Origin of the sequence: Peptoniphilus grossensis (genome assembly GCF_001940285.1) — a bacterium.
Lineage (GTDB): Bacteria > Bacillota > Clostridia > Tissierellales > Peptoniphilaceae > Peptoniphilus_A > Peptoniphilus_A faecalis.
Genome location: NZ_MJIH01000001.1, coordinates 258698 through 275485 on the forward strand (window position 1 = coordinate 258698; position 16788 = coordinate 275485).

The window sequence follows — 16788 nt, forward strand, 5'->3', positions numbered from 1 at the left end:
TTCCTCCTAGATTATCTCGCCGTCACATACATCTACAAAAAGCCTAGTTACATTTGTCTTTGTAAATCTACCGACAACTTCAAGATTATTATTACTTTTAACTTCAACAACGGGAAGAGAATCTATTCCCTTTTCCACAATTAAACTTGCTGCTTCATATACACTGTCATTTTCATTTACATAAAAAACATTTGGCATTCTTGTCATAATGACACTTATAGGAGTCTTTTTTATGTCGGCATCTCCTATCATAAACCTAATTAAATCTTTTCTTGAAACAATACCAGTAAGGTAGCCCCCTTCAGTGATAAACATAGATGATAAATCTTCCATAAAAAGATCTACTACTACATCGTAAATTGAAGTCTTTTGATCACAAGAAAAGGGCAATGACATATAATCCTTTAATTTTAATTTTTTTAAATCATCGTAAAGTTGTGAAAGAATAGATTTACCTGTATAAAAATATCCAAATTTTGGTCTAGCCCCCAATATATTTATCATAGTGAGAACTGAAAGATCTGATCTAATAGTCGCTCTTGACAAACCTAGCTTTTCTGCAATTTCATCGCCTGTAATAGGACCTTTATTTCTTACAATTTCAATAATCTCACTCTGCCTATCGCTGAATTTCATTAATACACCGACCTATTCTACAACATTTTCTATTTTCAATATTTTTTGAATGTTTTCCTCAATACTATTAATTAACGCAAGTCTATTCTGTCTAATTTCTTCGTCTTCAGACATTACCATTACATTTTCAAAGAAAGTATCAATTGCTGGGACTAAGTCATTTAGTGCATCCATTGCTTCTTTATAATTTTCAGAAGAAAGTGCATCTTTAAATTTGCTATTAGTTTCTACAAATTTGTTATAAAGTTTTTTTTCTGCTTCTTCATTTAGAAGTTCTTCCTTTACTTCTACAAAGTCCACATTTTTAGTCAAATTATTAATTCTATTGTAAGCATCGACAAAATTTGTCCTATCTTCATTAAACCATTCATTTAATTCTTTAGCTTTTTCAAATATATTATAAATTTCACTCTCAGGAATTAATACTGCATCTATAATATCATATCTTATTCCTTCTTCTTGAAGCATTGTCTTAATTCTTCCAAAGAAAAACTCTCTTACATTTGTTATTACTTCTTCATGATTAAATGTAAGTCCTAAATCATTAATATATTCATATAAACTTGTTTCTATTACTTCATTTAAATTAAATTTCCAGCCAGTCTTTCTAATTATGTTTATAATTCCAATTGCTGATCTTCTCAATGCAAAAGGATCTGTTGAACCTGTAGGGATTTCTCCAATTGCAAAAAGTCCAACTATTGTATCTATTTTATCTGCAAGTGAGAAAATTGAACCTACGCTTGATTCAGGAAGTGTATCTCCTGCAAATTTAGGAAGATATTGTTCCCTAATTGCTGTTGCAACAATTTCTTTTTCACCAGAATTTAGCGCATAAATCTCTCCCATTACTCCTTGAAGTTCTGTAAATTCAATTACCATCTTTGTAGTTAAATCAGCTTTTGAAAGATGAGCAACTCTATCAAGTGCTTCAATAGCTTCATCAGCAAAGGAAAGAGACTTTGCGATTTTCTTTGCAACTACGCCATCTCTTTTTTCTTTTTCAAACATAGAACCTAATTTGTCGTTAAATAAAACTCCTTTAAGATTATCTACGTAGTCTTCAAGAGGTTTTGAAATGTCATCTTCGTAAAAGAATTTTGCATCTTCAAGTCTTGCGCCAAGAACTTTTTCGTTCCCAGCAATTACAATCTCTTCATAGTCTTTAGTACCATTTCTAACTGTAATAAAATATGGTAAAAGTTTGTCATCTTGTGAATAAATTGGAATAAATCTCAAGTGATCAATCATTGTAGTTGTTACAACTTCCTTTGGAAGAGTTAAGTATTTTTCCTTAATACTTCCCTTTATTGGAGTTGGATACTCTACAATATATGTTAACTCCTCTAACAAATCTTCATTTTCATGAATTTCTCCACCAAGGGATTTAGCAATTTTTATTGATTCATATTTTATTATTTCACGCCTCTTGTTTTGATCTAAAATTACATAATTGTCTTCAAGTAATTTTTCATAATTTTCAACTTTATCGATAACTATTTCTGATGAACCTAAAAATCTATGACCCTTAGTCTTATTCCCTACGGAAATTCCTTCAAAATCAAAAGGAACAACCTTCTCCCCTAAAAGTGAAACAATCCATCTGATTGGCCTTGCAAATCTAATATTTTTGCCACCCCAACGCATATTTTTTGGAAAATTAATGTCCCTGATTAATGATGGCATAATCTCAACCAAAATTTCTGATGCTTTTCTTCCAATTGAAGAAATGTTTGCAAAAACATAATCTGTTCCCTTAAATTCTTTGATTACTAAATCACTTTCACTAATATTTTGTGACTTCATAAAACCTAAAAGAGGTTTTGTAGGTTTTTTATCATCATCGTAGGCAATTTTAACTGAAGGACCTTTTACTTCCTTTTGTATATCTTTTTGCTTTTCATCTAAATCTTCAATAACAAGACTAAGTCTTCTTGGCGTTGCGTAAACTTTCACACCTTTAAAGCCAATTTCATTTTCAGCTAATAATTTTTCTGATTTTTCCTTTAATTGCTCAATTGCCATATTGACAAATCTTGAAGGCAACTCTTCCACTCCGATTTCAAGTAAATAATTATTCATTTATTTCACCTCTATTGATAAGGGGATAGTTCATTTCTTCTCTGTGTTTTAGATGTGTCTTTGCAACAACTCTTGCAAGATTTCTAACTCTTTGAATATAACTTGTTCTTTCAGATACAGAAAGGGCTCCTCTTGCATCTAATAAGTTAAAGGCGTGAGAACATTTAAGAGTGTAGTCATAAGCATCAATTACTATTCCTTCTTCAATTACTCTATTTGCTTCAGTTTCATACATATCAAATAATTTCCTAAGCATATCTACATCAGCAAGTTCAAAGGCATATTTAGAATGTTCATATTCATTATTTTTAAATACTTCTCCATAAGTTATATTTTCGTTATACTGAATATCGTAAACTGATTCAACGTTTTGAAGATACATTGCAATTCTTTCAAGTCCATAAGTAAGCTCTGCACTTTCAAGGTCAAGATTAACTCCTCCAACTTGTTGGAAATAAGTAAATTGTGTAACTTCCATACCATCAAGCCAAACTTCCCAACCAAGACCCCAAGCACCAAGTGTAGGAGATTCCCAATTGTCTTCAACAAATCTTATGTCGTGTTTTTTAGGATCAATTCCAATTGCGAAAAGTGATTCAAGGTAAAGTTGTTGAACATCTTCTGGTGATGGTTTCAAAATAACTTGCAATTGGTGATGTTGATATAATCTATTTGGGTTTTCGCCATATCTACCATCAGCAGGTCTTCTCGAAGGCTCAACATATACTACCTTCCATTCTTCAGGGCCAAGAGATCTCAAAAAAGTGTTAGGATTCATAGTTCCCGCACCTTTTTCAGTATCGTAAGGTTGCATTATAATTGCTCCCTTTTCCTTCCAATAATTTTCCAATGTCATAATTAAATCTTGGAAATACATTTTTTCCTCCTTAATTAAACAGCCTATCTGACTTAAAACTGCTTATATCTAAATTGTATTTTATATATTTTATAATAATATTGTGCAAATATTTTTTTCTATTTACATCAATTTCTTCCATGTCTTTTTCATTTTCTATCTCTTCAAATTTTTTATAAAGTAATTTATTTAAGTAAACTAAATCCCTTCTTGATAAAGAAAAGGAATAGGGATCTTGAAAATCTATAATTCCCTCTCTTATAGAAAAATAGGATTTTTCTTTTATATCAAGTTTAGGTCTATAACCTATAAAAGATAGATATTTTAATTCAAAGGCGATAGCAAGCGAAATCGGATCCCTTGTAAAGTTAAAAAAGTATAGAGATTTTCTCATTAGGTCAAAAACTTTTTTGTTAGCCTCACCATGGATAGAGGATTTTTCTAAAATCTCAAGAAGAATTGATGCATAAATTAAATTATAATAATTATCTCTAATTTTAAAATTAGACTCTACAATTTTTGCATCGCCAATATAAAAAAAGCTTTGTCCCTTTTTCAAAAGATATTCATTTACACCAAAAACTTGTGAAACTCCTAAATTTTTTGACTTTGGAGTCATCGCTCCCTTTACCATAATGGAAATTATCCCATAATTTCTAGTAAAAACTCTAATAATTTTTGAGCTCTCGCCAAATTCCATTTCATTTAAGACAATTCCCAAGGTGTAATTATTTGTCGTAGCCAAATCTCTTTACCAAATTTTCTCTTTCTCTCCAATTTTTTTCAACTTTTACCCAAATTTGTAGATTAACCTTCGCATCTAAAAGTTTTTCAATATCTTCTCTTGCTTCAGTTCCAATTGTCTTCAACATCGAACCACCTTTTCCAATTAAAATCCCCTTGTGAGAATCTCTTTCCACAAAAATATTTGCTTCGATGTCATAAATATTTTTGCCTTCTCTTTTTTTAAATTTTTCAATTGAAATGGCAAGACCATGAGGAACTTCTTCATTTAAATATTTAAGTCCCTTTTCTCTAATTATTTCTGATACAATAAACCTTTCGTTTTTATCAGTAATCATATCATCTGGATAGTACATTGGTCCGGGCTTTAAATATTTCTTTAAAGTCTCTAAATAAATGTCAATTCCGTCATTTTTTATTGCAGAAATAGGAATAATTTCATTAAAAATTTCTTCCTTTGCATACATTGAAATAATTTCTAAAAGTTCATCCTTTTTTATTGTGTCAACTTTGTTTATTAATAAAACTATTGGAATTTTACCCTCATACTCTTTCAAAATGTCAATAATTGATCTTTCAGCTTTTCCAATTCTCTTTGAAGTATCCACAATATAAGTTATTACATCAGCATCTTCTATGCTTTCCTTTGATTCAGTAAGCATAAATTCACCAAGTTTATTTTTTGGTCTTTGTATTCCCGGCGTATCTAAAAATATTATTTGCGAATTGCAATCTGTGTGAATAAAAGTAATGTTTTGTCTGGTAGTCTGTGGTTTTGAAGATATAGCTGAAATCTTTTCACCAATTATCGCATTTAATAAAGTCGATTTTCCAACATTAGGTCTGCCAACTACAGATACATATCCTGATTTAAAATTATTTTCTGTCATTTTCATCTCCCATAAGGTCCTCTGGACCAAAAGAATGAGGTAGGATTTCCTCAATTCCATAAACTTTGTAATCTTCCGTGGAATTTGCAATTATTATTTCAGGATTTTTTGAAAATTCACGAATAACTTGCCTACATACTCCACAAGGAAAAGTGTAATCGCTATCTCCGACTACGGCAATTTTTTTTATTTCTCTTTTACCATCAGAAACCGCCTTAAAAATCGCCGTTCTCTCTGCACAATTTGTTGGAGAATAGGAAGAAATTTCAATATTCCCTCCAGAATAAACTGATCCATCTTCCATTTCAACCGCACATCCCACATTAAAATGTGAGTAAGGCGTATATGTCATATTGTCTCTTGCCTTTATAGCAAGCTCTATTAATTTATTATATTCCATTTAACCAACTACCTTAAATACAAATATTGCAACACATATTCCAAGTATTGCACCAACAACTACTTCTGAAACTTTATGGATTTTACCTTCAACACGACTTTCAGCAACTAAAAAGGCAAGCCCAAAGGAACAGAGGGTTACGAGGGAATTTTCTGCAATCATAGTTATAATTGTAGCGGCACAAAAAGAAATTGCAGAATGTCCACTTAGTCCTCCACCTTGAAAGTATGTACCTCCACTCTTTTTAGCCATTAAAAGTTTTGCACCAACTGTTGCAATAATAATTATAAGTAAGGACACAAAAGCCAAGTGGTTTGGCATGTTTTTTATTTTAAACAAAATCAAATCTCCGAAGGATGCAAATTTGTCGTAAAAAACTAAATAAGCTACTACAATTGCATTAATGGCTGTTATTAAAACTGCACCAGCAGATACATCCTTTACATATTTTGCTATTGGATTATATTCTTGAACAACTAGATCAATTGTCCTTTCAATAGCAGTATTTATCATCTCTGCAAATACTACAAGAGTAATGGCAAATAGCATTAATAAAAATTCTGTAGATGAAATATCAAAAAAAAGAGATAAAATAATTATTCCAAGTGCTGCAAGATAGTGAAACTTCATGTTTCTTTCTGTTTTTAATACAGAAATGATTCCTTGCACCGCATAATTAAATGAAGATATAAAACGTCCTTTTTTCATAAAATCACCTGTAAATTGAAAGCTCCATCATTGCAAGCTTTTCTCTTTCTCTCATTTCTTTTTTGTCTTCATCTTCCATATGATCATATCCTAAAAGATGAAGTATGCTATGAACTGTTAGATAAGATAACTCTCTTTCATTGGAATTACCCAGTTTTTCTGCTTGCTCCATAACTCGTTTTGTATTTATTATAACATCTCCTAAAATTCTATTGTCTAGAATAAATTCATCATCCATAGGAAAAGATAGTACATCTGTACTTTTGTCGACGCCTCTGTAATCACGATTTAATTTTCTTATCTCTTCATCTCCAACGAAAGAAACTGAAACTTCTACATTTTCGTCAAGTTTTTCAATTTTAAGAACTGCAGCAATGGACTTTTTTATTAGATTTTTTATTTCTTCTGTTATTTCTATATCTTCTTGTCTATTATCGTAATAAACTTGCATTATTTTCCCCAACTTTTGGACTTTTTATCTTCAATAAGCTTTTCTGCCTTCTCATTATTCTTTTCATATTTTTCATAGGCATCGATAATCCTTTGAACTAGGGGATGTCTAACAATATCATTTTTATTAAGATAAGTAATTCCTATTCCCTTGACCCCTGCGAGAATTTTAAGAACAGTTTTAAGCCCTGATTGCTTGCCATGAGGTAAATCTATTTGAGTAACGTCACCAGTAATAATTGCTTTTGAACCATACCCAAGACGAGTTAAAAACATCTTCATTTGCTCATTTGTTGTATTTTGAGCTTCATCAAGAATTACGAATGCAGAATCCAAAGTCCGACCTCTCATGTAAGCAAGAGGTGCGACTTCAATAAGTCCCTTTTCAAATAAATTGTTGTATGTGTCGTGACCAAGTATTTCAAAGAGAGCATCATAAAGTGGTCTTAAATATGGATCAACCTTATTTTGCAAATCTCCCGGCAAAAATCCCAAATTTTCTCCAGCCTCGACAGCTGGTCTAGTTAGGATTATTCTATTTACTTCCTTAGACTTAAAGGCACGAACTGCCGCTGCCATTGCAAGATAAGTTTTGCCAGTGCCTGCAGGTCCAATTCCAAATACAATGTCGCTATTGTTAATATTGTCAATATATCTCTTTTGACCAAGAGTTTTTGCCCTTATAGGTTTACCCATAGAGGTATAAACTACTGTGTCTTTTAAAAGTTCATATACTGGTCTCTTTTCATTATTTTTAACTAAAGAAATAGAATATCTAACATCGGAAAGACTTAGATTATTTTGCTTCTTTGCAGTTTCAATTAAATTGTTTAATAAAACTAAAGAATCTTCAACTCTTTCTTCCTCACCATATATTAAAACTTTATCCTTTTTGGATTTAATAGATACATCTAATTCTTTCTCAATTAGACCAATATTTTCATCTAATTTTCCAAAAACAATTGTCAATAAATTTATATCATTAATATCAATGGAGCTTTCCACTTTTGCCAAATATATACCCCCTTAAACGTGATTATTATAATACCACAAAAAGGCTCACTTTTCCATAGATTATGAAAAGCAAGCCCTTATTTATCTAAGACTTAAAGGTTCGTCGAAAATTTCCTTATAAACAATCATTTTCGGCAAATCTTCTACACTAAAATCTAAAAAATTAAGGTCAATATTTTCCCCATTTTCATCTTCATAAAAAACTTGATCTGATTCACATTCTTTAATAAACTCACTATCTATTATTTTTCCGCTGTCCTTTTCTAAATTATAAGTTTTTGACAAATTATAAGTGTTTTCAAGATTGTAAGTTTCCGACAAATTTTCTTCTTTATAATTTTTATTATCTCGATTTTTTAACTTTCTATTTTCTAGAAGTTTTTCCTTTAGTTCCCTTTGAGAAAGTTTTGGATCTTTATCTATTAAAATATTCTTCTTTCTTTTTTTAGATTCTTCTTTAGAACTCTTTTTGTTCTTTTCTTTTTTTCTCTCTTCATTGATTATTCTTTTTATTTCCTTAGCTAAAGTGTCTACATCTGATTTTTTATCTCCATGAAATTTTCTATTTTCTTCATAAATATCTTCAGTAAATTTCTTTTTACTGCGCTTCATTATAATTAATAATATTTTAAAAAAAATAACAAAAATTATGGCTGGTATTAAAGAAATTATTGTGATGAGAATACTAAAACCATGGCTCATTATTTATTTTCCTTTTTTTGATTTTTGTCAGAAATTTTCGAAATAGAATTTCTCATATCAGTGTCAGAATTTATGTTTCTTATTTTGTAATAATCAAAGACTCCTAAATTTCCACTCTTTAAAGCTTCAGCCATTGCAATAGGCACTTGTGATTCAGCTTCCACAACTTTTGCTCTCATTGCTTCAACTTCAGCCTTCATTTCTTGTTCACGAGCAAGAGCCATAGCACGTCTTTCACTTGCCTTAGCTTCAGAAATTCTCTTGTCTGCTTCTGCTTGATCAGTTTGAAGTCTTGCTCCAATATTTCTTGCAACGTCTACATCGGCAATATCAATAGATAAAATTTCATAAGCAGTTCCTGAATCAAGTCCCTTGTCAAGTACAACTCTAGAAATTGAATCTGGATTTTCCAAAACTGCTTTGTAACTTTGAGATGAACCTACAGTTGTTACAATTCCTTCACCAACTCTTGCAATAATAGTTTGCTCACCAGCACCGCCAACAAGTCTCTCAATATTTGCTCTAACAGTTACCTTTGCTTTAACAATTACCTCAATGCCATCTTGAGCAACTGCGGAAATGTTTGGTGTTTCAATAACCTTTGGGTTAACTGAAACTTGCACTGCTTCAAGTACATCCCTACCAGCTAAATCAATAGCTGCAGCCCTCTCAAATTGTAGAGGAATATTTGCCCTTTGTGCTGCAATAAGTGCATCTACAAGAGTATTTACATTGCCACCAGCAAGATAATGTGCTTCAAGATTAGAAATTTCAAGATTTAAACCAGCTTTAGTTGCCTTAATAGCAGGAACAACTATCCTTGAAGGCTTAACCCTTCTAAGTTTCATACCAATAAGTTCTGAAATTTTAATTTTAACACCTGAGAAAAAAGCCGTTACCCATAGTCCAATAGGAACAAAGGACAAAAATATTGATATAAGTATAAAAATTAATACGATAACTATAATGCTTCCAAAGGGATAAATATTCATAAATCCTCCTAAATATTTTTTTCGACGAAAACTCTTGCGCCGCTAATTCTAACTACTATAACTGATTCATCTTTTCCAATGAATCCAACATCTGAAATAACTTCGATTTTTTTATCATCAAAAGTCGCATAGCCTGTTGGTCTTAGAGCTGTTTTAGTTATTAAAACATCTCCTACTCTTACTTCTTCGCTCTCAACAGATACATATCCTCTTTCACTTGAACTTTCTGTAAAAAGTCTAAGTCTATTTATAACTTCAGAGTCTATTCCCTTTTTCAAAAGAATAAATCCTAAAACTACTGCAATTACAAGGGCAATCGCAAGAGAAAAAATAGCGAAGTAAATATCTTTCATAGCTAAAACAATAGCAACTGATATTGAAAGTATTCCGCTGATTCCTGCTATGCCAAAACCTGGTATCATTATCTCAAAACCAAGCAATAAAAGTCCCAAGACAAATAACAAAATTTCAAACCAATTAGTGTTTCCCATTGCAATATTCCCCCAAAAGAACATTACAAAAGAAAGAATAGAAATAATTCCACCAATTCCAAAACCAGGAGTCAAAATTTCAAAAACAGCACTCACAATAGCAATGATAAGTAAAATTGTAAAAATATAATCATTAGAAAAGAAGCTTTTTATAAAATTGCTTTCACCTATTGCGTATACAAAGTTTGTAAAGAGCATTAAAAATGGAAGAGCATAAAAACATTTTTTTAATTTTTTCAAGTTGACCTCCCTTTCTAGAAATTATTTACCCATAATATTTTATTAATAATCTGAAAAATTTTTATTTCAGGCTAAGATTAAAATAATTTATGTTTTAAAATATTGAATTTTTTCTATGAAGTTTATTTAATTTAAAAGTTTTTTTATTTTTTATTAAAGTTTTAAAAAAAAATCGTGCATCATTTCGCATAATAACGGTATGATACACGATGTTGGTGCTAAAGGTGGGAATCGAACCCACACGATCTTGCGACCGCCAGATTTTGAGTCTGGTGCGTCTGCCAATTCCGCCACTCTAGCAAAAAAAGAAGTGTCTAAGACACTCCTATATATTGTGGGGTGGATAGTGGGAATCGAACCCACGATCTTCAGGACCACAATCTGACGCCTTAACCAGCTAGGCCATACCCACCACGAACAATATATATATTAACAAATTATATATTTTTTGTCAATTGTTTTTTACAATATTGAAAGTTTATCTCGAAGATTCTTTAATGCTCTTGCTCGGTGACTAATTTCATTTTTCTCTTCATGGCTCATCTCTGCAAAGGTCTTGTCAAATCCGTCTGGTACAAAGATGCTGTCATAGCCAAATCCATTGTCGCCTTTTTCTTCAAGTGAAATTTTACCAGAACAAACTCCTTCAATAGGAATAATGTTTTTATCTTCATCGATTAAAACTATTTGTGTTTTAAAATATGCACTTCTGTCTTCTTTGTTTTTTAGATTATTTAATAATTTCTCTCTATTCTTTTTGTCATCATGCTCTGATGCATATCTTGCAGAATGAACTCCTGGTTCTCCATTGAGTGAATTTACAAATAAACCCGTGTCATCTGCTAAAACTGCGTAATTAACTCTATCTGCAATTGCACTTGCTTTTTTTAATGCGTTGTCATATAAAGTGTCGCCATCTTCTATTACTTCAAAATCCAAGCCTTCTATATCTGATTTCCCATAAATTTTTACGTCTAAATCTTGTAAAATTTCCCTTATTTCTCTTAACTTATTAATATTATCAGTGGATAAAACTAATTCTCTCATATATACTTCTCCACAATTTCAAAATATTTAAAAATATCTTCAATTCCTCTTTTAGCACCCTTTAAAAATTCATTTAGCTCTCCAACTGAAAAAGTATCCCCTTCGCCAGTCCCTTGAATTTCTATTAGTTCAAATTTATCGTTCATGACAACATTTAAGTCAACATCAGCATTTGAATCTTCCCTGAAATCTAAGTCTACTAAATTTATTCCGCCAACTTTTCCTACACTAATTGCAGCAACTTTAGAAATTATTGGGTCTTCTTTGAATTTTCCATTTTCCAAAGCTTTTTTCACTGCAATTTTAAGTGCAATATAAGATCCCGTTATGGATGCGGTTCTTGTTCCACCGTCAGCCGAAATGACATCGCAGTCGATCCATATCGTCCTTTCCCCAATTTTATCTAAATCTATACATGATCTAAGTGTTCTCCCAATTAATCTTGAAATTTCACTGCTTCTTCCGTCAAGTTTTCCCCTTGAGATGTCCCTTACTTTTCTTGTTGGAGTTGAGCCAGGAAGCATTGAGTATTCGCTTGAAAGCCATCCTTTATTCTTTCCTCTTAAAAATGCAGGGACTTTATTTTCAATCATCGCTGTACAAATAACTTTTGTTTCTCCCCATTCAATTAATACAGAACCATCTGGATGTCCCAAATAATTTGGCGTTATTCTAATTTGTCTTATTTCGTCGTTTTGTCTATCTTCTCTCATAATTCCCTTTCTTACTTAATAACATAGCTATTCATATAGTCTTCTATTCCATTATAGAGTCCCCTAGCTAATTTATCAATGTAATCAGGGTCTTTTATTGTTTCTAAATCTCTTTCATTTGATAAGAATCCTAGCTCAGCTAGTGCAGAAACATTTTTTGTTTTATTTAATACAATTATAGCTGGTCTGTTTTTAATTCCACGATCAACAGCACCAGTTTCCCTTATAAGTGCTTTTTGTAAACAGTTTGCAAAATGTTTTTGAACAGTATCCTTTATTGAAATATTATTTTCTGAGGCGTATAATACTTCAATTCCTTGTGCACTTGAATTATCGGAGCTGTTAAAGTGAATTGAAAGGAATAAATCTGCATTTTTATCATTTGATACAGATGCTCTGTCTAAAAGTTTGACATATTCATCTCTTGTTCTTGTAATGGTTGCATTTATTTCTTGATTTGAGTTTAGTTTTTCCATTAAACTTTCAGCAACTAGCAAATTTAAATCTTTTTCATAAGTATATCCATCAAGTGCAATTGCACCTGAATCTTTACCTCCATGGCCAGGGTCAATAATAATATTTAGCTTGCCATTTATTTCAATTTTGTCTTTAATTACTTTATTCTTTTTATCTTTTAAATCTAGATCTGCTTCTTCAAATATTTTGTTTTCATTTCCATTGTTTATTTGGCTTTTTATGTTATCAGTTTCTTTTTTTTCTGCATTTGATTGAAAATAGTTGCTATCAAAAATTGATACTGACTTAATGTTAGATTTTTTATTGTCAGTGGAATTTTGATTATCATTTTTACTATTTGATTTTCTTTCAGCGTTTTCCTTATTAGTTTCTTCTACAATAGATTTTGACGACTCTGTGCTAATTTCTGCTCTCACTTTTTCATTGTTCCAGTTTACTTCGTATCCAAAGGTTTCTGAAATAAATCTAAGAGGTACCATTGTCTTAGTTTCTCTTCGTGGGCTTTTATATAGTGCAAGTTGTGGAGCTTGTGCTTTATCTAATGAAATCTTCTTTCCATTAACTGTTACATTTGGATTATTGATTTGCATATTAATTACATCGCCGTTTAAAGTAATTTTTATGCTTTCGTCCTTTGAATTCCATTTTACATTAGCACCAAGTTTCTCTGTGATTTCACGAATTGGCACGAAAGTTCTTCCATCTTTTATGTATGGAGAAAATTCAGTTTTTAGCGTCTCTTTATTAACTAAAACGCCTGCTTCTTTAACTTTAAAAACACTACTTCCAATACTCACAGAAAAAATATTTGCTGCAAATACTGGTGTAATAAGTATTGCTATAAATAATATTGATAATTTGATAATTTTTTTCATATAATTCACCTAGTTAAAGTTTATATATCATTAACTAATTTGTCAATATTGTAACCAAATTGTAATAGTTAATCAATAATTTTGTAAAGCTCATCAGAGCTTGGTTCTGATAAAGCTAGTGTTTTGTCATTAAATACTACTACTGTCTTATTTTCTTTAATTACTTCGCCAATCTTTGTAACTTTTATTCCTTCATTTTTTGCTGCTTTTTTAAACTCTGTAAATTTATCTTTTTCAAAAATCATTAGCATACTTCCACTTGAAATAAGTCTCATGGGATCAATTGCATAAAATTCTGAAACTTTTTTTGTTACATCAAGTACGGGAATATTATCATAATAAGTAGCTAAACCATAATCTATTGCTACACCTGTTTCCCAAAGTGCACCATACAATCCGCCCTCAGTAATGTCGTGCATATGCTTAACTCCATATTTTGATGCAAGTCTTGATTCCTTTAAAACTGAAATTTCATCTGATAGTGATATGGCAAGTTTTAATTCTTCTTCATTTAAAACTTCTTTTATATTAGACTTATCATGAGCAATGATACTTGTTCCCTCTATACCAATATATTTTGAAACTGCAATCACATCTCCTGGTTTAATGCTTTTTATATCTGGCCTAATCTTTTTATTAACTCTTCCTAAGACTGTAGTGGAAATTAAAATTTTATTTACTGCATCCGTTATTTCTGTGTGACCGCCTACTATATCCACATTTAATTTGTTTGCCGTACTATTTGCATCGTCGATAATTTCCTTTAAATCATCTATTGTTGCACTTGGTGGAATTAAAACTGTCATTAAAACTCCCACAGGATCTGCACATTGACAGCTTACATCATTTACAGATACATTTATTGCTAAAGAACCAATATTTTTTGAAGCACCCGTTATAGGATCCGTCGATGCGACAATTAAATCTCCACCAAAGTCTAAAACTGCATTGTCTAATCCAGTTCCACCCTTTATAATTACTTCTTCTCTATTTGAACTCAAGTTATTGAAAATATATTTTTCCAATAATTCTGCTTTTAATTTTCCTATTTTCAAAATAACACCCCTATTGAATTTTACAATTATTTAATTTGCATTTCAAATTTGTAAAACCCATTCTCCATATAAATATTTTTGCTGAGAATATTTATATCTCTAAAAACTTTGTTAAAATACTCCTCATTTTTTACTATTCCCTTCACTATAATCCTACCATTGTCAAAGGAATAATTTGTTATTATTAAATTTTTATCCTCAAGTTTTTGAATTTCAGAAATTTTATTTATAAAAATTTTATTTCTCTCTTGGAATTTATCACTAGACATATTAGTTTCTACAACTTCTTCCTTTTTTACATCTTTTGTATTTGCCAATTTAATCTCATTTTCTTTTTTTAGATTTAAAAAATATACTAAATTAAAGATAATTATTGAAACCATAGAAATAGCAAGAATTAAATTTATAAAATTTTTATTTTTTAACCTATTATTTTCTCTCTTCTCCTTTCTTATAGCAATTTTATCATGTATGTCTTCTTCTAAGAGATTATATTCTAAACTGCTAAATGTTTTTAAAGTTTCTTTTATAATTGTTGAATCACAAATATTCCCAAATAATTCTACTTTTTCACCCTTTGCAAATTTTTCTATTTTACTAATATAATTGGTAAAATAATTTTTATATTTAAACAGAAAGTCTTCATCAATTTTAGATTCTTCTGGGTCATAGCGAAGATTGATTATATTAGAGGCATTTTGCTCCTCTAACTTATTTTCTTCAATTAGTTTTTCAAAATTTTTATCGTAGATTTTTTCATAAAAATTTACTAAATTATTTTTTACAGAAATTAGTTTTACATAAGTTGGAGAAATCTCAATATATTTTCCATCTTTATTTATAGACTGCGGTTCTGGAATTATTTCATAGTTTGAAATCTCTAATTTCTCCAAAACTTCTTTTAATTTTAAAATCAAATTTGCTGGTACTAAATCAATTGATAAATTTAAGATCTCATTTTCTTTTATAGAATCGTAAAAAACTTCATATTTTGATAGATCAAAATCCCCGTAATCTTCTAGTTCTAATTTAAGAAAATCTTTTATCTCGCTTTCATCAATTTCTGGAATTTTATAATTAATGTGAATAAAAGATGAAGAGTCAAATATTAAGATTAGTTTATCCTTCCTGTTAAAATTAATTTTTTCCATAATTTTACTTAATTTGTAATAAAAATGGTGATAATCTAATATTTCACCATCTCTATAAATTCTATAAGGAAGGGCAATTTTTAACTCTTCTTTTATATCTTTATTAATTTTTATAAATCCGTCGTTTATTATAAATTTAGTAATCTTTTTTTGAAACATAATTCACCTGCATAATATGAAAATAATAATAGATATACTAATAAAAGGTCCAAAAGCAATTGAATCTTTAAAACTTTTTTTCTTTAATAAAATTAAAATTATAGAAAATATTGCTGCTATTAAAAAGGAATCCTTAAATAAATTAAAGGCTTCTAATAAATTATTAGCAAAAAATCCCATTATAAAGGAATAATAAACATCTCCAAGTCCCATCATCTCCGTAAATTTATATAGCATGAAAAAGAATAAACCTATTCCTAGAGAAAATTTTAGAGAATTTAAAATATTTTCTTCTGCAAGTAATTTTAAAAGCAAAATAAAGACTAAAATTATAAAAAGGTCTATATTATAAATATATCCTGTCTTTAAGTCTATTATTCCAATAAAAATTGCCACTGTAATTATAACAATAAATAAAATAGTATAAAGTGAATTTCCATATTTAAAAAAATTTAAAACAGAAAGAATTGAAATTAAAATTTCTGTTAAAAATTTGTCTATGCCAATTTTTTCTCCACAACTTTTGCATTTTCCTTTAAGATAAATATAAGAAAATACAGGAATTATTTCATAAAATGCTAATTTTCTATTACAATTGTCACAGTGGCTCCTTGCAAATATGAAATCTTCCTTTTTTTCTCTTCTATTGACAAATACATGATAAAAAGATGCAAAGGATCCTCCAAGCATAAAAACCAAAAAAATTAGAGTAATTTTATAAAAATTATTTTCCATTTTCTTCTACTAAAGAATTGTTTGACACTTTTACAAGACCTGGTTCAACATCCACATCTCCATCCTCTGTTACACTTATTGTAAATGTAGTTGCTTTGCCTAAATGTTTTGCAGGTTTGGGAATCTTTCCACTTTCAATATAGGGTTTTAAATTTTCTATACTTATACTTTTTTCATCAGGATGATCAATTAAATATAAAATTCCTGCACTCTTTAAAACTTTTACATTAGAATTATGCGCTGCTGCTTCTGCTGCAAGATTTGTCTTGCTATACTTCATAGCTGCAATTGAAATTAATATTGCGATAATTGCTATTACAATTACTAATTCAATAAGTGTAAAACCCTGATTTTTCTTTTTTAATTTCATA

The 16788-nt window shown here is 30.0% G+C and carries 19 protein-coding genes and 2 tRNA genes; all 21 read right to left on the reverse strand.

The genetic code is table 11. The features are described from left to right. Positions 1-6 precede the first annotated feature (6 nt). Complete coding sequence (locus tag BIV18_RS01270) at positions 7-636, reverse strand: transcriptional regulator CcpN (protein ID WP_075658929.1); 630 nt, start codon at positions 634-636, stop codon at positions 7-9. A 12-nt stretch (positions 637-648) separates the two neighbouring features. Then, positions 649-2718 carry a glycine--tRNA ligase subunit beta gene (gene glyS, locus BIV18_RS01275; protein WP_075658930.1) on the reverse strand — a complete coding sequence of 690 codons (2070 nt, stop codon included), beginning with the start codon at positions 2716-2718 and terminating at the stop codon, positions 649-651. Next, the gene (locus BIV18_RS01280) at positions 2711-3595 is read right to left on the reverse strand and encodes a glycine--tRNA ligase subunit alpha (protein ID WP_075658931.1); all 885 of its coding nucleotides are present in this window, start codon (positions 3593-3595) and stop codon (positions 2711-2713) included. Before BIV18_RS01280 ends, glyS begins: the two co-directional genes overlap by 8 nt. Positions 3596-3605: 10 nt before the next feature. Then, positions 3606-4319: a DNA repair protein RecO gene (gene recO, locus BIV18_RS01285; RefSeq protein ID WP_075658932.1), complete on the reverse strand. Its 714-nt coding sequence runs from the start codon at positions 4317-4319 to the stop codon at positions 3606-3608. Beyond that, the gene (era, locus tag BIV18_RS01290) at positions 4303-5208 is read right to left on the reverse strand and encodes a GTPase Era (RefSeq protein WP_075658933.1); all 906 of its coding nucleotides are present in this window, start codon (positions 5206-5208) and stop codon (positions 4303-4305) included. Before era ends, recO begins: the two co-directional genes overlap by 17 nt. Beyond that, positions 5195-5608 (reverse strand): cytidine deaminase, encoded by a 414-nt coding sequence (cdd, locus tag BIV18_RS01295; RefSeq protein WP_075658934.1) that lies wholly within the window; start codon positions 5606-5608, stop codon positions 5195-5197. The genes era and cdd overlap by 14 nt, the downstream gene beginning before the upstream one ends. Continuing rightward, a complete protein-coding gene (locus BIV18_RS01300) occupies positions 5609-6316 on the reverse strand; it encodes a diacylglycerol kinase (RefSeq protein WP_075658935.1) in 708 nt (235 codons plus the stop codon). It abuts the gene before it with no gap. A 4-nt stretch (positions 6317-6320) separates the two neighbouring features. Then, positions 6321-6767, reverse strand: a complete 447-nt coding sequence (ybeY, locus tag BIV18_RS01305) for an rRNA maturation RNase YbeY (RefSeq protein ID WP_075658936.1) — start codon at positions 6765-6767, stop codon at positions 6321-6323. After that, on the reverse strand, positions 6767-7780 hold the full coding sequence (locus BIV18_RS01310; protein WP_075658937.1) for a PhoH family protein: 1014 nt from the start codon (positions 7778-7780) through the stop codon (positions 6767-6769). The genes ybeY and BIV18_RS01310 overlap by 1 nt, the downstream gene beginning before the upstream one ends. A gap of 81 nt (positions 7781-7861) precedes the next feature. Next, entirely contained in the window at positions 7862-8392 is a 531-nt protein-coding gene (locus tag BIV18_RS01315) for a hypothetical protein (protein WP_144015189.1), read from the reverse strand. A gap of 89 nt (positions 8393-8481) precedes the next feature. Further along, positions 8482-9474, reverse strand: coding sequence for a flotillin-like protein FloA (gene floA, locus BIV18_RS01320; protein ID WP_075658939.1), 993 nt, complete (start codon positions 9472-9474; stop codon positions 8482-8484). Between the two features lie 8 nt (positions 9475-9482). Continuing rightward, the gene (locus BIV18_RS01325; RefSeq protein WP_075658940.1) at positions 9483-10205 is read right to left on the reverse strand and encodes an NfeD family protein; all 723 of its coding nucleotides are present in this window, start codon (positions 10203-10205) and stop codon (positions 9483-9485) included. A gap of 213 nt (positions 10206-10418) precedes the next feature. After that, positions 10419-10505, reverse strand: a tRNA-Leu gene (locus BIV18_RS01330). A gap of 35 nt (positions 10506-10540) precedes the next feature. Next, positions 10541-10617, reverse strand: a tRNA-His gene (locus tag BIV18_RS01335). A 50-nt stretch (positions 10618-10667) separates the two neighbouring features. After that, positions 10668-11252: an RdgB/HAM1 family non-canonical purine NTP pyrophosphatase gene (gene rdgB, locus BIV18_RS01340; protein WP_075658941.1), complete on the reverse strand. Its 585-nt coding sequence runs from the start codon at positions 11250-11252 to the stop codon at positions 10668-10670. Continuing rightward, complete coding sequence (gene rph, locus BIV18_RS01345) at positions 11249-11965, reverse strand: ribonuclease PH (RefSeq protein WP_075658942.1); 717 nt, start codon at positions 11963-11965, stop codon at positions 11249-11251. Before rph ends, rdgB begins: the two co-directional genes overlap by 4 nt. An 11-nt stretch (positions 11966-11976) precedes the next feature. Next, the gene (locus tag BIV18_RS01350; RefSeq protein ID WP_075658943.1) at positions 11977-13317 is read right to left on the reverse strand and encodes an N-acetylmuramoyl-L-alanine amidase; all 1341 of its coding nucleotides are present in this window, start codon (positions 13315-13317) and stop codon (positions 11977-11979) included. 68 nt (positions 13318-13385) lie between these two features. Further along, the gene (locus BIV18_RS01355; RefSeq protein WP_075658944.1) at positions 13386-14372 is read right to left on the reverse strand and encodes an AIR synthase family protein; all 987 of its coding nucleotides are present in this window, start codon (positions 14370-14372) and stop codon (positions 13386-13388) included. A 26-nt stretch (positions 14373-14398) separates the two neighbouring features. Beyond that, positions 14399-15682: a hypothetical protein gene (locus BIV18_RS01360; RefSeq protein ID WP_075658945.1), complete on the reverse strand. Its 1284-nt coding sequence runs from the start codon at positions 15680-15682 to the stop codon at positions 14399-14401. A gap of 3 nt (positions 15683-15685) precedes the next feature. After that, on the reverse strand, positions 15686-16417 hold the full coding sequence (locus tag BIV18_RS01365) for a prepilin peptidase (protein ID WP_075658946.1): 732 nt from the start codon (positions 16415-16417) through the stop codon (positions 15686-15688). Next, positions 16407-16787, reverse strand: coding sequence for a prepilin-type N-terminal cleavage/methylation domain-containing protein (locus BIV18_RS01370; RefSeq protein WP_075658947.1), 381 nt, complete (start codon positions 16785-16787; stop codon positions 16407-16409). Before BIV18_RS01370 ends, BIV18_RS01365 begins: the two co-directional genes overlap by 11 nt. Between the last annotated feature and the right edge of the window lies 1 nt (position 16788).

What these genes read in the sequence shown, in the direction of transcription:
- BIV18_RS01270 (WP_075658929.1), bottom strand. Translation starts at nt 636, where the DNA reads ATGAAATTCAGCGATAGGCAGAGTGAGATTATTGAAATTGTAAGAAAT.
- glyS (WP_075658930.1), bottom strand. Translation starts at nt 2,718, where the DNA reads ATGAATAATTATTTACTTGAAATCGGAGTGGAAGAGTTGCCTTCAAGA.
- BIV18_RS01280 (WP_075658931.1), bottom strand. Translation starts at nt 3,595, where the DNA reads ATGTATTTCCAAGATTTAATTATGACATTGGAAAATTATTGGAAGGAA.
- era (WP_075658933.1), bottom strand. Translation starts at nt 5,208, where the DNA reads ATGACAGAAAATAATTTTAAATCAGGATATGTATCTGTAGTTGGCAGA.
- cdd (WP_075658934.1), bottom strand. Translation starts at nt 5,608, where the DNA reads ATGGAATATAATAAATTAATAGAGCTTGCTATAAAGGCAAGAGACAAT.
- BIV18_RS01300 (WP_075658935.1), bottom strand. Translation starts at nt 6,316, where the DNA reads ATGAAAAAAGGACGTTTTATATCTTCATTTAATTATGCGGTGCAAGGA.
- ybeY (WP_075658936.1), bottom strand. Translation starts at nt 6,767, where the DNA reads ATGCAAGTTTATTACGATAATAGACAAGAAGATATAGAAATAACAGAA.
- BIV18_RS01315 (WP_144015189.1), bottom strand. Translation starts at nt 8,392, where the DNA reads ATGAAGCGCAGTAAAAAGAAATTTACTGAAGATATTTATGAAGAAAAT.
- floA (WP_075658939.1), bottom strand. Translation starts at nt 9,474, where the DNA reads ATGAATATTTATCCCTTTGGAAGCATTATAGTTATCGTATTAATTTTT.
- rdgB (WP_075658941.1), bottom strand. Translation starts at nt 11,252, where the DNA reads ATGAGAGAATTAGTTTTATCCACTGATAATATTAATAAGTTAAGAGAA.
- rph (WP_075658942.1), bottom strand. Translation starts at nt 11,965, where the DNA reads ATGAGAGAAGATAGACAAAACGACGAAATAAGACAAATTAGAATAACG.
- BIV18_RS01350 (WP_075658943.1), bottom strand. Translation starts at nt 13,317, where the DNA reads ATGAAAAAAATTATCAAATTATCAATATTATTTATAGCAATACTTATT.
- BIV18_RS01360 (WP_075658945.1), bottom strand. Translation starts at nt 15,682, where the DNA reads ATGTTTCAAAAAAAGATTACTAAATTTATAATAAACGACGGATTTATA.
- BIV18_RS01365 (WP_075658946.1), bottom strand. Translation starts at nt 16,417, where the DNA reads ATGGAAAATAATTTTTATAAAATTACTCTAATTTTTTTGGTTTTTATG.
- BIV18_RS01370 (WP_075658947.1), bottom strand. Translation starts at nt 16,787, where the DNA reads ATGAAATTAAAAAAGAAAAATCAGGGTTTTACACTTATTGAATTAGTA.